General features: G+C 56.8%; 9 protein-coding genes. 6 read left to right on the forward strand and 3 right to left on the reverse strand.

The window, feature by feature from the left end:
• Positions 1 to 108: 108 nt before the first annotated feature.
• The 5 genes from WBG04_RS07120 (at position 109) to WBG04_RS07140 (ending at position 7,869) form a co-directional block, all read left to right on the forward strand.
• The gene (locus tag WBG04_RS07120) at positions 109 to 1,890 is read left to right on the forward strand and encodes an LTA synthase family protein (protein WP_424313692.1); all 1,782 of its coding nucleotides are present in this window, start codon (positions 109 to 111) and stop codon (positions 1,888 to 1,890) included.
• A 274-nt stretch (positions 1,891 to 2,164) separates the two neighbouring features.
• Positions 2,165 to 4,975 (forward strand): response regulator, encoded by a 2,811-nt coding sequence (locus WBG04_RS07125; RefSeq protein WP_424313693.1) that lies wholly within the window; start codon positions 2,165 to 2,167, stop codon positions 4,973 to 4,975.
• Complete coding sequence (locus WBG04_RS07130) at positions 4,972 to 6,180, forward strand: PP2C family protein-serine/threonine phosphatase (protein WP_424313694.1); 1,209 nt, start codon at positions 4,972 to 4,974, stop codon at positions 6,178 to 6,180. Before WBG04_RS07125 ends, WBG04_RS07130 begins: the two co-directional genes overlap by 4 nt.
• A gap of 115 nt (positions 6,181 to 6,295) precedes the next feature.
• Positions 6,296 to 7,456 (forward strand): protein kinase domain-containing protein, encoded by a 1,161-nt coding sequence (locus tag WBG04_RS07135; RefSeq protein WP_424313695.1) that lies wholly within the window; start codon positions 6,296 to 6,298, stop codon positions 7,454 to 7,456.
• Positions 7,457 to 7,458: 2 nt separating this feature from the next.
• A complete protein-coding gene (locus tag WBG04_RS07140) occupies positions 7,459 to 7,869 on the forward strand; it encodes a response regulator (protein WP_424313696.1) in 411 nt (136 codons plus the stop codon).
• 73 nt (positions 7,870 to 7,942) lie between these two features.
• Here WBG04_RS07140 and WBG04_RS07145 read toward each other — a convergent pair whose 3' ends face one another.
• The 3 genes from WBG04_RS07145 to WBG04_RS07155 are packed head-to-tail and all read right to left on the reverse strand — an operon-like array spanning position 7,943 to position 11,600.
• Positions 7,943 to 8,788 (reverse strand): FAD:protein FMN transferase, encoded by an 846-nt coding sequence (locus WBG04_RS07145; protein WP_424313697.1) that lies wholly within the window; start codon positions 8,786 to 8,788, stop codon positions 7,943 to 7,945.
• Between the two features lie 26 nt (positions 8,789 to 8,814).
• Entirely contained in the window at positions 8,815 to 9,792 is a 978-nt protein-coding gene (locus tag WBG04_RS07150) for a DUF4405 domain-containing protein (RefSeq protein ID WP_424313698.1), read from the reverse strand.
• Entirely contained in the window at positions 9,792 to 11,600 is a 1,809-nt protein-coding gene (locus WBG04_RS07155) for an FAD-dependent oxidoreductase (protein ID WP_424313699.1), read from the reverse strand. Before WBG04_RS07155 ends, WBG04_RS07150 begins: the two co-directional genes overlap by 1 nt.
• Positions 11,601 to 11,671: 71 nt before the next feature.
• Between WBG04_RS07155 and WBG04_RS07160 the strand changes: the two genes are divergently transcribed.
• The gene (locus WBG04_RS07160; protein WP_424313700.1) at positions 11,672 to 13,516 is read left to right on the forward strand and encodes a heparinase II/III domain-containing protein; all 1,845 of its coding nucleotides are present in this window, start codon (positions 11,672 to 11,674) and stop codon (positions 13,514 to 13,516) included.
• The last annotated feature ends 45 nt before the right edge of the window (positions 13,517 to 13,561 follow it).

Below are 13,561 nucleotides of genomic sequence, written 5' to 3' on the forward strand. Positions count from 1 at the left end.
AAATGCACAACTCAACGAATTGCAGAAAATGTCTGTGAACCCAATTTCGAAAGACCCTTGCTCTGCCAGATCAAGCTTTTCTGCTAGATCAGCCACATTCGCGAACCCATGAAAGACATCATCAAGAAAGCCATCGCGAGCAGCAGGATACAGATCCTGTTTTTCTTCATCCTTTTCGTCAAGGGACTGGCTTTCAACATCGAAACCGAAAGCATCATCCGCCACAAAAACCCCGCTTTTTATTTCTTCTACCTCGGCGTCTGGTTCAGCTTCATCTCAATCTACATCGCGCCTTCATATTTATTCAATGAGAAGGGTCAGAAGATCTACCTGATTGGACTGAACTTTCTCGTATCATTCGCCCTTGTCGCCGACCTCCTCTATTACAGAGCCTTCTCGGACTTCCTGTCGCTTTTCCTCATCAAGCAAGGCGGCAATGTCGAGGGTATTTGGAGCTCCATCTTCGCCATGCTGCGTCCACGGGAATCCCTCTATGTGATCGATCTTCTGGTGTTGGTCCCTTTCCTTTTGAAGTTCAAATTCGGACTAGAGAGAAACCTTCGACTGTCTGCAGTCCTTGTGGTCGTATCGATCCTCTACCTGAGCTTCGTCAATCTTGCCCTGCAGAAGGTGAGAGACAGGTCCTTATTCCATGTCGTCTGGTCACCGAACGAGATGCTCTACAACCTATCTCCCTACGGCTACCGGATATTTGACGGCCTCGACTACCTGTTTGAGGATCCACCCCCGGAAATTGATGATGCCATGCGAGCCCGGGTGAAGTCCGCCTATGAAGCGAATTGGGAAAGCAGTTCTAAACCTTACACTTTCGGAAATCACGAGGGACGAAATCTGATCATCATCCAGGTGGAATCCCTCGAAGCGTTCGCGATCCTAGCTGAAATCGAAGGCCAGGAGGTCACTCCAAACCTCAACAAGCTCCTTCACGACAGCTACTTCTTCCCCACCATCGTCGAACAGACCAATCTCGGCGGCAGTAGCGACATGGATCTGATGCTAAACACCTCGCTTTTGCCGATCAGGAAAGGTTCCGCATTTGTCAGGTTCCCGCAGAATACCTACCGCTCCCTTCCAAAGGCACTTGCAAGCCTGGGCTACCAGAGCTTCGCCGTCAAAGTCGACAAGCCCAACTACTACAACTGGGCGCCCTCCCTGACTTCGATTGGCTACGATCGTTGCTACAGCCAGAACGATCTGAAAATGGATGAGATATTCCCTACCGGCCTGAGCGACGCGTCGATGCTGAGGCAGTCGCTGGATATCATCCGGGGAATGGAGGAACCCTATCTGGCATTTCTAACAACGATGTCATCTCACTCACCCTTTGAAATTCCGGAACAGGTACAGCGACTCAAAATCGAAGGCCCGGTGAAGGGGACCGTATTGGAGGACTACCTCCAGGCGATTCACTACGCTGACCGATCCATTGGCGACTTTGTCTCCCAGCTCGATTCGGAGGGACGACTGGACAACACCATTATCATGATCTACGGCGATCACACTGGGCTCAACAAGTTCTTCCCGGCGGAGATACGAGCCATTGAACCACGGCAGTCATGGTGTATCCAGGAAATCCCCCGAACCTCCGCACTGTTCTACATCAAGGGCTCGGAAGGAAAGAGGATGGATGTCACCGGCGGACAGATTGATCTGATGCCCACCGTTCTCCAATTGCTGGGCTATGATCTGGAGTTGCTGAAGTACTCGGCGATGGGTCGAAGCCTTTTCCAAACCGAGAGGGACTTCTCCTACCTGGCAAATGGAGATTGCATTGGCAGCTTCCAGCAAAGCGACGAAGATCAGGCAAAGGAAATGATCGAACTATCCGACCTCTTGATCCGGAGCAGCTTTTTCGGCAGACACAAATAGCGCTCAGGCCGTAGATCAATCCCGATCATCCCCGGGGGGCATTGCACGGAAGGCTACTTTTACTCGGTTCCGTCGGCGTCCATAATTCAGGTCACTGTGAGTAGCTGGCTGCGGGTATCCAATCGACCACCCAACTCCGAAATTCCCGCAGGGCCTTCCACCCACTCGACCCCTGTCACCTCGATTGTTTGAGCTTGTCTTAAGGGTCGGCCTTCAGCTTCATGGTGTACCGTCCGAATAACGATAAGGACGGATATCTCATTGGAGGTTGCCTATGCCCTCAAACCCAGAAAACCAACAGCAGCTCGGCACCGGGAATCAAACCGCTGACCAGACAGACCAAAGAGCCCTTCGTGAAGGTTCGGCATCGCTTCTCGATATGCTCGACAACTTGCCTGTCCACGTGATGCGCAAGGATCTGGAAGGAGGAATCACCTTCTTCAATCAGACCTTGGCGGACTTGCTCGGTCGAACGAGCGAGGATTTGCTGGGCAAGACCGATTACGATCTCTTTCCGGCAGAACTCGCGAAGAAGTACCGGGAAGACGACCAGTTCGTGATCGAGACCGGGAAGCTGTTCACGGATGTGGAAAAGAACGAGAGCGGTGGAGAAGTCCGTTACTTTGAGGTCCGCAAGTCCCCCACTCACGACGAGAAGGGTGAGATCAGCGGAACGCAGGCGGTTTTCTGGGAGATCACCGATCAAAAGAAGATCGAAGCCGCCCTCGACAAGGAACGCTTTCTTTTGAATACCCTTCTCGATAAGAGTCCTGACGGGATTTACTTCAAGGACGAGATGAGCCGGTTCATCCGTGTCAGTCGCGGACTGGCCAACAATTTCGGTTTCGCCGACGCAACGGAACTCATCGGCAAGAGCGATGCGGACTTTTTTCCCAAGGAATTTGCTGCCCAAACCCATGCTGATGAAGATCAGATCATGGCCACAGGCGAACCGATTCTCTCGAAGATTGAAAAGAGTGAAGCCAAGGACGGTTCGGATGCCTGGTTTTCGACCACGAAGCTGCCCCTGCGCGCGATCGATGGCGACATCGTAGGGACCTTCGGCATCACGCGCGACATCACCGACCTCATGCGCATCGAGGAGGAGCTTCGCCATGCCAAGGAATTGGCCGACTCCGCCAATCAGGCGAAGAGCGATTTCCTCGCGAACATGAGCCATGAGATCCGGACGCCGATGAATGGCATCATGGGCATGACCGAGCTCCTGCTGAATACCGAACTGACGCCGGAACAGAGCGAGTACCAACGATTGGTCCAGCAATCGGCCGAGGCACTGCTGGCCTTGCTCAACGACATCCTCGATTTCTCGAAAATCGAGGCCGGAAAGATGGAACTGGAGGACTTTGAATTCGAACTCCGGGATTCGATTGGCGATACGCTCCAGACTCTGGCCACGAGAGCTCGGGAAAAGGATCTCGAGCTGGCCTACCGCATTCCATCGGAAGTACCCGACCGAGTGATCGGCGATTTGAGCAGGCTACGTCAGGTGGTCGTGAATCTGGTAGGCAACGCGATCAAGTTCACTGACAGCGGCGAGATCGTGGTGACGGTGGAATGCGTCGGGAAGCGAAGTGACTCGGTGACGCTGAAGTTCTCCGTGAAGGATACGGGAATCGGGATTCCCAAGGACAAGCAGGATCGGATTTTCGAGGTCTTCAGCCAAGCGGACAGCTCGACGACGCGGCGTTTTGGTGGAACCGGACTGGGCCTGACGATTTCTCGACGGATTGTTGAGAAAATGGGGGGCGAGCTCAAGGTGGAGAGCGAGGAAGGACAAGGGAGCACGTTCCATTTCACGGCCTGCTTCGGTCTGGGTGAGCAGCAGGCGAAGTTGCCACAAGAAACGGTGTCGCTCGGGAAGCTGCGCTTCCTGGTAGTCGATGACAACGCCACCAACCGCCGCATTCTAACCGAAATGTTGGGCAACTGGAACCTTGAGACGAATGCTTGTGAAAGCGGCGAGGAAGCCTTGCTGGAGTTGGGTCGCGCCGCAGCGGAAGGCCGCCCCTACCGGATGGTGGTGCTTGATGGGATGATGCCGGGAATGGACGGCTATCAATTGGCCAAGCGCATCCGTGCCGGTACCGAGTGGGAGCAACCGGAGATGCTGATGCTGACATCTGGCGGCGGGAATTGGACGGCTGCCGAGTTGCGCCGGGCGGGCGTCGCGCGGAGCCTGAACAAGCCGGTGAAACGCTCGATCCTGCTCGACTCCATCATGCAGACGACCGGCACCAGTTTGGCTGATGAAGAAGGCCAGGGCGATGACCTTCCGGCGCGATCCATGAGCGACAAACCACTGCGCGTGCTGGTGGCTGAAGATGGCAAGGTCAACCAGGTGGTGGCACGGCGACTCCTTGAGAATCGCGGGCACCACGTCACGCTGGTGGAGAATGGCAGGGAGGTGCTTGAGGCGCTGGAGCGGGAACGATTCGACGTGGTTCTGATGGACGTCCAGATGCCGGAAATGAACGGCCTGGAGGCGACAGCGGCGATCCGCCAGCGCGAAGCGTCGGAAGGCGGCCACGTTCCGATCGTGGCGATGACTGCCAATGCCATGAAAGGCGATGAGGAGGAGTGCCTGGCAGCCGGGATGGACGCCTATATTCCCAAGCCGGTGCGCGCCGACCAGCTGTTCGTGGCTTTGGAGCAGTTTTCGGCCGCCGCCGAGGAAGCAGTTGCCAATGGGGCACACGAGGAGCCAGCTGCGGAGGCATTTGCAATTTTCAACGAGCAGCGTTTTCGTGAAAATACCGGGGACGTGGCCCTGATGCACGAGTTGATCGGCTTCTTTGAGGAGGACTCGGAATCGATGCTGGCTGAGATCGACCGAACCGCGGAATCCGGTAATATCGACGACCTGCACCGTGCCGCGCATGCCTTGAAGGGAATGGTAGGGAACTACTGGGCAGACCGTAGTTTTGAGAAAGCCACGGAGCTCGACACCAAGGCAAGGAGCGGGGATATCGTGGGAGCGAGGGCAGTGATCCCCACCCTTCGACGGGAAATTGCGTTACTCAGGCAGGCGCTACAGCGTTTCGACCGAGCTCTGGACAAGTCATGAGAATCCTGGTGGCAGAAGACGATCGCGCGACGCGAACCCGTCTGCTCGCCTTTCTCCGCGAATGGGGTCATGAAGCGATTGGCGCTGCGGATGGCGACGAGGCGTGGCGCATGATCGGTGAACAGCGGCCGGAGATCCTCATCACTGACTGGCTGATGCCGGGCATGGACGGCCCGACCTTGTTGAAAAAGATCCGCAGTAGCTGCAAGGGGCTTGGAGAATACGTTTATGCGATTCTCCTGACTTCACGGTCGGAAAAAGGCGACGTGGTGGAGGGGATGGAGTCGGGCGCGGACGACTTCGTCACCAAACCCTTCGACAAAGAGGAGCTGCGCGTGCGCGTGCAGGCGGCGCAGAGAATCATCGAACTGGAGGCAGCTCTGGCCGATCAAAATCATCAACTGGAAGCGGCCAACGATGTTCTCAGCCTGGCGAACCAGCGAATGAAGAAAAGCCTGGAGGCGGCGGCCAGAATCCAGCGATCGTTCCTCCCCGAGAAGCCACCGGAGTCAGACCGTGCGGACTTCGCATGGTTTTACGAACCATGCGATGAACTCGGCGGCGATACCCTGAATGTCGTCCCGCTGACTGAGGATCAGCTTGGGGTCTACATCATGGACGTGAGTGGCCACGGGGTGCCGGCCGCGCTGCTCTCGGTCAATTTGAGCCGCTACCTCATGCGATCTGAAAATGGGCAGTCGGTATTAAGACTGAGGAATGGGAGCGGTGGCTTTGCCCTGACAACACCCGCCAAAGTGATTGGCGACTTGAACCGCCACTTCGCCTTCGACGATGAGTCGGCACAATATTTCACCGCCTTGTATGGGATTCTGGATCTGAAGGAGGGTGAGTTCCGCTACGCCTCGGGAGGTCATCCGGGGCCACTGCTGGTTTCGGGCGGAAAAGGCACGCTGCACCCGGCGCGCCCACCGGCGGTGGGCTTCATTGCAGGCGCCCATTTCCAGGAAGATGCCTTGGAGGTCAAGAGTGGCGATCGGCTGTATTTCTACACCGACGGCATCTTCGAAATCAGCAATGCGGACGGCGAGGAGTTCGGACAGGATCGCCTGCTTGAGGCTCTTGAAAAGGCCGTTGGCTTGCCACTGAACGAGAGCCTCAGACGGCTCGTCGAAGCCACACGGGAATGGTCCGACGGCGAGCCGTTCGATGACGATGTCTCGTTGATCGGAGTAGAATTGAAATAGCCAATGAAGAGAATGGCTAGTTACTTGCTATGAAGGCTTCCCGGGTGAGTGTAGTTTTAGCTCTCGAAAATATGTCCCTTTCCAAAACTGCCAGTGTTCAACTCCTCGTTTCCGCATGAGCGAGCGCTACCAGATCAACGGTGAACTGGGACGCGGCGGACTCGGCGTCGTCCATCGCGCCTACGACACCCAACTGGGCCGCGATGTCGCCATCAAGCGGGTGCTTGTCGACTCCGATGAGCCATTCGAGGAATTGACCGAAGACCTCATCACGGAGGCTCGGACTCTTTCCACTCTCAAGCATCCCCACATCGTGACCATCCACGATGTGGGCCGGGATGAGGAAGGCGTTTTCATCGTCATGGAATTACTCGAAGGCGAGACGCTTGACGACATCATCGAAAAAGCCGCGCTGCCTCTGGCCGACTTCAAGGAGTTTGTGGTTCAGTCGCTTGAGGGCATGATCGCGGCGCATTCTGCCGGTCTCATTCACCGTGATCTGAAGCCAGCCAACCTGATGCTGGTCTGGCTGCCGAGCGGCAAATTCCAGGTGAAGATCCTCGACTTCGGGCTCGCCAAATTTTCCCAGGCACCGTCCAGCCAGACGCAAAGTCACGACGACTCGATCCTTGGGTCCATTTATTTCATGACGCCGGAGCAGTTCGAGCGGGCCCCTCTCGACGCCCGGACCGATCTCTATTCCCTGGGCTGTATTTTCTACTACACCCTCGCGGGGGACTATCCGTTTCGTGGCAAGAGCCCGGTTGATGTGATGACGGCCCACCTTTTCCATCGGCTCACCCCGCTGCACGATCTGCGGCCGGACGTGCCCGAATCAATTTGCACATGGATCGATTCGCTCATGGCGAGAAACATGGATGATCGGCCCGCCGATGCCCGTGCTGCGCTCGACGCTTGGTGTCCCGAACCCATCATCGACGAAAAGCAAGTCCGCGAAGTCACCAGCAACAATCCGGAAGTGGCCACGGCACTGCTGTCGGACTTCAAAACAGAAACCGGCGGACTTCTCGAGAAGCTGAAGCAGGAACTTGAATCCGGCGAGGGTGTGGCCGCCGAAGAAACGGCCCGAACCATTCGAGGGACGGCATCGACTCTCGGCTACTTGGAGATCGTTGGTCTCGCCCTGAAGATCGAAAAGAATGTCCGGACTCACCCCGAGCTCTGTCCCGATCCCATGGGTCAGCTTCCCTCCGCCATGGACCGCTTGGAAAATACCGTCGCCAACATCCGCTGGGCCGATCAAACTGGGTCCTAGCCATGAGCCATGCGAAAATCCTGATTGCTGATGACGGCCGCGTCATGAGGACGGTCATTACTGCCAAGCTCGCGGAAAAAGACTATTCCGTCACGGCGGTCGCCAGCGGTCGCGAAGCACTTGAGTCAATTGAGCAGGAACCGGTCGACCTTGTCGTACTCGATATCCACATGCCGGACATGGATGGCCTCGAAACACTCCGCCATCTTCGGCAACGTTATACCGCCATTCAATTGCCAGTGATCATGGCGACAGCCAACGATGAAGACGAGGATGTCATTGAAAGCTTCGAGGCCGGTGCCAATGACTTCGTCTCGAAGCCGATCAATTTCCCGATCCTGTTTGCCCGTATGGAAACCCATCTCAAGCTCAAACGGGCCATGGAGAAGCTGGAGCGCTTGGCTGACGACTGAATTCCGACCATCCTCGTCTCCCTCTTCCTGAAAACCGGCGGCATCTGTTAGACGAGAAGTTGGATTACGGGAGTTATCGCTCCTCGGTTCGTGGTCGTTTGGAAGGCTCAGCTGCTTTGACGAGGGTGGCTGTCGCCAGGGCGTCGGCACGGGCGCAGGTCCGTGCCCGAACGGTGACAGGGGGACCGACCCTGATCGGTCTGCCGTTTCGGGGATCAATCACGTGCGACCACATGCCGCGATGCTGATGTTCCGAACCACTGCTTGCAGCCGCCTCATTCCTCAGTTGCAAACGCGACCCCTGCGCCGGGCCGGAAATCGTCCAGTGGTCTTTCCCCGGGGCCGCCCCGCTGGCGAACACCTCGCCTCCGAACTCGATCACAAAATCGCGGTAGCCGTCCTCCCTCAGGAGCCCAGCCATTTGGTCCACTGCATAACCCTTGGCGATTCCCGAGAAGTCGAGCATCAGCTGGGAGGAGCTTTTCATGATCTGATGACCATCGATCTGGAGGTTTCCGAAACCACTGGCCTCAAGGGCAGCGGAGACCTCCCCGTCGGAGGGCTCGCCCGTCCACTCATTCTTCCAAGCACCGAATCCCCACAACTTCACCAGTGCCCCGGCGGTAGGGTCGAAACGACCATGGGTTTCCTCCGTGATCGCCTTGGAGAGCTTGAGCAACTCTTCGACATGTTCCGGCATCACAAAACGAGTAGCGGCGGGAGCGGCGTTGAATCGGCTAACCCAGCTATCGTCCCGCCAAGTTGATAGTTCCTCATCCAATTGATCGCAAAGCACATCGATCGCTCCAGTGTCAAAACCCTTTCCTCCGGCGCATTTGATCCGGTAGCTCGTCCCCATCGCCTCGCCGGTAAATACCACAGTTTTTCCGGCCTCGCGACACCCTACACAGGCAAACACGAAAAAAATCGCAAGCGTCGCGGCCCTCATTCCTCCGTTGGTGCGATTTTCACCAAGAGTAGATCGATGAGGCGTTTGGCGCTGTCGATACCCTCGAAATCATAAGCCAGCGTGCCGCCTTTCGCTGCCTCGCCACCGTGAGCGGTGAGCTCCAGCAACCCGTAGGCTGCCTCACCACCAGGTGATAAATACGCCGTGTATAGTAGTGATGGCTGACCGAACCATGGATCCCCGAAGGTCGTATTCGCATCGGCTGCAGCGTTGACTTCCACGCAGATCACAAGTTCCTCGCCCTCCGCCGGATCAAGATACTTTTCCAGACTGAAGGAATGGGTGGGCGTCGAAGCAGTGAAGGCATCGATCTCGCCATTCGGATCGACACCCGAAACCATGGTGTAACGGTGTCGCCAGATTGGCAGAATCTTGTGGCGGAGCGTCTTGACACCCTGCCACTCAACCTCATCGCCATACGCCAGCACTTCATCAAGGTAGAGCGTTTCGATCATCGTTCCGGTGGTCGTTTCCGTCCAAACGGCCATCGCAGGTGCTTGTTCAAGACCATCCCGGAATCGGACCAGCAGCGCCAGCGCGGTCGAACCGGACTCCTCGGTTTTCCTCGCAACGAAACGCCGCGTATCTTCCGTTTCGAGAAACCCCGCGAGCGGCGACGAGCGGACGATCTCAGCACGATTTCTCGCTTCGTATCCGGCACCGACCAGTTGGCGTATCGGCCAGAGTCCGCCGAGCGCGAGCGCTACCAGTCCGCACCAGGCAAGAACGATCCCCGCGATCATCGCGCGCGATGCACCCTTGCCCGAAACCTTTCCCGCGAAGTATCGCGTGCGCGAAACGACGTGCAGGATCACCAGCAGCATCGTGAGCAAACCAAACACGATGTGAACCCGAGTGGTGACCAGCGAAAATGGCAGAGTGAATGCCATCACCCCGCTCACCACCAAGGTGAGAAAACTGAATAGCAGGCCGAAGTTGACCCAGTGTCTCATCACGCTTGGTAACCTATCAGCTTCTTCAGTTCCGTGACATGCTTGTCACCGACCTCGCGAGGCAGTACGCCATGTTTTTTGCATAGTGACGCCGCGTAGCCGGTGGCAATCCCCATCTGCCCGCAGGTATTCATTACCCGTGGTCCGGAGAGCCCGATGTGGGAGCAACTGAAACACCGCCCCGCCATCATCAAGTTTGGGATATTGCGCGAGTAAAAGCAGCGGAACGGGATGTAGTAAACCCCGCCGGTCTTACGGAAGATGGCCTTCGAAAGGAAATCCTCGGGGGCACCGGTTTCGGCTCTCTGATAATGGGCATCGAGTTCCCGTTCTTCCTCGACCACCACGTCCGGGAAGGTTCGCCGCTCGGTGGCATCCTTCATGGTATAGATGTAGTCCCCCATCAGGCGTCGTGATTCACGTTTTCCGCCGACGTAGGCAACCCATTCCAATTGGACGGTGGCGTTCTTTGGTTGTTTCTTGGCATTGGCGAATGAACCGAAGATCGCACGTAGCATGTGGTCGCGGATTTGCTCGGCATCCTTCACTTGATCCAGGTCCGGCGCTGAGTATTCCCAATACCACTCACCATTGATCGCGGTGTGGCGTCCGGCTACTGGCATTGCCCACGGCACCTCGGGGAAGCGGGACGCTTGCTTAGCCCTTGTCGAGTTCCACAAGACGCTTGTTCCCATGACCCGCTTGTCGGGTTCTTCCGGGCTCCAGAGATCGCCATGCTTATCCCAAGCCTCGTCGAATTCGCCGGCCGCCTCCCGGCCTTCGCGGTAATCGGCGCCTGCCCAGATTCCGAGCCAGCCGTCGCCGGTCGCATCGATGAATACGGGTGCAAGAAAGCGTCGGATTCGCCCGCTGGTCACCTCACGGGCCTCGACGCTGGTGATGCGTTCTCCCTCCATACCCAAACCAATTGCGATATGGTGGGCGAAGATTTCCACACCGGAATCCTTCATCGCCTTCTCGCGTTTCTTCTGATCGAGCGCCGCCTTGGCATCGCCATTCGGGTAATGCTCGGTATCAATCTGTTTCAGAAAATTGGAATCCTTACCGTGAATCCCGAGCGTGTGCACCCGGATTTCCTCGCTCGCATTGCCACCGAGGATCGGGCGGTCTTGAATCAGTGCGACCCGCAGCCCTTGCGATCTCGCCGCCAATGCCGCTCCGCACCCGGACAGACCGGCACCGACGATCACTACATCGTAGTCTTCCTCACCAATGGTTTGCTGCTCACGGCCGCTCAATCGATCTTTCCATACCGCGAGTTCCGGCAAGTTTTCACTCGGCAAATCCGGCGCTTCTTCCTGCGTGAAAAACACGGCATCACAACGTCCGTCGAAACCGGTGAGGTCCTCCAGTTCGAGGGAATGAGTACCGGCTTGGTCCACTTCAATTTCGCCGCCCGCCTGCCACGCCCAGCCGTCCTCAGTGCCAAAGACTGTTTCGAGTGCTTCACCATCGATCTTCACGCGGAACCTTCCCGGGGATTGCCACTCGCCCGGACACCAATCTCGAGTGCGGACCCAAACGCGCCATTTTCCCGGAGCGGGGAGATTGAAGACCGTCCTGGCGTTCGCCACCGGAATGCCCATGCCATGAGCGAGCAGAAAGCAACCACCCATCTGCTGATAGAATTGCGTGTCGAGCGACCAACCACCCGGATCATCGAAGCCGCACGCCTCCACCAGCACTCCGGATGCTCCGCGCCCCTCGGCTCCAAATGCGTAGCGAGGCGCGGTCCCTGCGGTGAATGCGAGCCCCCCAACAATTCTGACAAAATGACGGCGGTTCATGGCGTAGTGTGACTTACATTGGTCGCGTCGACCAAGAAAAATCGGGTGTCCACGGGGAACGAAACAGATCCATGCTACTTACCATTTCACTAATACTTGCCTGCCTCACAACCTCGACATCGATCGCGGCCACGCCGACGAAACTCGATAATCCCATCTCGGTGGAGTACTTGGATCAGCATCTGGCAAAGACGCATCCGCGGCTGGTCTTCACGCCTTCCATTCTGGCAAATCTCAGAGCGAAGCTCAAAACCGATCCTGTATTGCAGAACCGCTATGCAGCCATCCAGCTGAATGCCGAAGGCATCTACGATGAGCCTCGTTTGACACGCACGATGGTTGGACGACGTCTGTTGCACACCTCCAGGGAGATGCTTTATCGCATCAACATGCTGGGGCTGATCTATCTGGTTGAAAAAGACCAGAAGGCCCTGCAGAGAATCGAGGAGGAACTGCTCGCGGTTTCTGCGTTTTCCGACTGGAATCCAAGCCACTTTCTCGACGTGGCGGAGATGTCACTGGCGGTGGCGCTGGCGCTCGACTGGACCCACGGAGATTTACCTGAGGCGACTGCTGAAAAAGCCCGCACCGCCCTGCTTCAGAAGGGCTTGGATGCCGATGGCAAGGGACAGGCAAGGATCGTCTCTTCGAGCAACAATTGGAACCAGGTCTGCAACGGGGGAATGATTGCCGCAGCGATTGCCCTCGCGGAAACCGAGCCGGATCTTGCAGCGGACACCATCCAACGCGCGCTGGATCAAATACCGAATGCACTGGCGCATTATGCACCGGATGGCCTCTATCCGGAGGGTCCGGGATACTGGGCCTACGGTACCGGCTTTACCATTGTTACGATCGCGATGCTTGAAAGTGCGTTAGAGTCCGATTTCGGGATCTCCGCCTCTCCCGGCTTCATGGAGAGCGCCGTCTTCCGATCGCTCACCACCGCCCCGTCCGGAATGTACTACAACTTCGCCGATTGCCGGGAGTATGGCGGCGAGGGCGGCGACGTCCTGCTGGCTTGGTTTGCGGCGAAGTCCGGAAACGGAACCTTCTTCGAAAAAGAGCGCTTCATGCTTTCGCCCGAGAGGGTCGGTAAGCTCTCAGGTCTCGACGGAGCCGCCATGGCGTGGCTTTCCCAATACGAGGAGAAGACCAACTCCAAGATTCCATCCGCGTGGAAGGGTGACGGAACCAATCCGATCGTCATTTTCACGGGTGGCGAGAACGACCCGCACCAGTACTATTTCGGCGGCAAAGGTGGTCAGGCGACGAGCAGCCATGGCAACATGGATGCAGGTTCGTTCGTCTTCGAGATGGATGGTATTCGCTGGGTGATTGATCCTGGGATGCAGGGTTATCATGCATTGGAAAAGACCGGCTTCAATCTTTGGGGAAAGAAGCAGAATAGCGAGCGCTGGACCTTGCTGAACAAAAACAACTTCGGACATAGCGGCCTTACACTGAACAACGAGTTCTATCGAGTTGATGGCTTTGCACCCTTGATCGATTTCAAGAAAGGCGAATTGCCCGAGGCCACCTTTGATCTAACCGCACTCTACGGAAAAAATGCAGCGCAGGTCACGCGGCGCTTCATCAAGGACGGACCTACTTCCCTGTTGGTTCATGACATCGTCGAGCTTACTGAATCGACAAACCAGATCACCTGGCAAGTGATGACCACAGCCGAAGTCGAACTCATCCCAGGCGGGGCACTACTCCGTCAGGGCGGGAAGATGCTGCGCGTCGAAAGCATTTCGCATCCGGAAATGGAGATCGCGGTGGTTTCTTTGGATCCTCCCCCGCTAGAACTGGATCGGCAAATCGAGGGACTCAAACGCCTCGAATTGAGAATTCCTCCCACGGCCGCCATCGACGCCAAGATTGATCTTAAAGTCAGATTGTCAAAGCAGTAGCAAAAGGGTCATCGGAACCAACTCGAGGAATCCGATGAACTCCCT

It is taken from the genome of Haloferula sp. (assembly GCF_049672945.1).
GTDB lineage: Bacteria > Verrucomicrobiota > Verrucomicrobiia > Verrucomicrobiales > Akkermansiaceae > Haloferula.

Bases quoted from the DNA above. Each gene is read 5' to 3' on its own strand.
- WBG04_RS07120 (WP_424313692.1), top strand. From the start codon at position 109: ATGAAAGACATCATCAAGAAAGCCATCGCGAGCAGCAGGATACAGATC.
- WBG04_RS07125 (WP_424313693.1), top strand. From the start codon at position 2,165: ATGCCCTCAAACCCAGAAAACCAACAGCAGCTCGGCACCGGGAATCAA.
- WBG04_RS07135 (WP_424313695.1), top strand. From the start codon at position 6,296: ATGAGCGAGCGCTACCAGATCAACGGTGAACTGGGACGCGGCGGACTC.
- WBG04_RS07140 (WP_424313696.1), top strand. From the start codon at position 7,459: ATGAGCCATGCGAAAATCCTGATTGCTGATGACGGCCGCGTCATGAGG.
- WBG04_RS07155 (WP_424313699.1), bottom strand. From the start codon at position 11,600: ATGAACCGCCGTCATTTTGTCAGAATTGTTGGGGGGCTCGCATTCACC.
- WBG04_RS07160 (WP_424313700.1), top strand. From the start codon at position 11,672: ATGCTACTTACCATTTCACTAATACTTGCCTGCCTCACAACCTCGACA.
- WBG04_RS07150 (WP_424313698.1), bottom strand. From the start codon at position 9,792: ATGAGACACTGGGTCAACTTCGGCCTGCTATTCAGTTTTCTCACCTTG.
- WBG04_RS07130 (WP_424313694.1), top strand. From the start codon at position 4,972: ATGAGAATCCTGGTGGCAGAAGACGATCGCGCGACGCGAACCCGTCTG.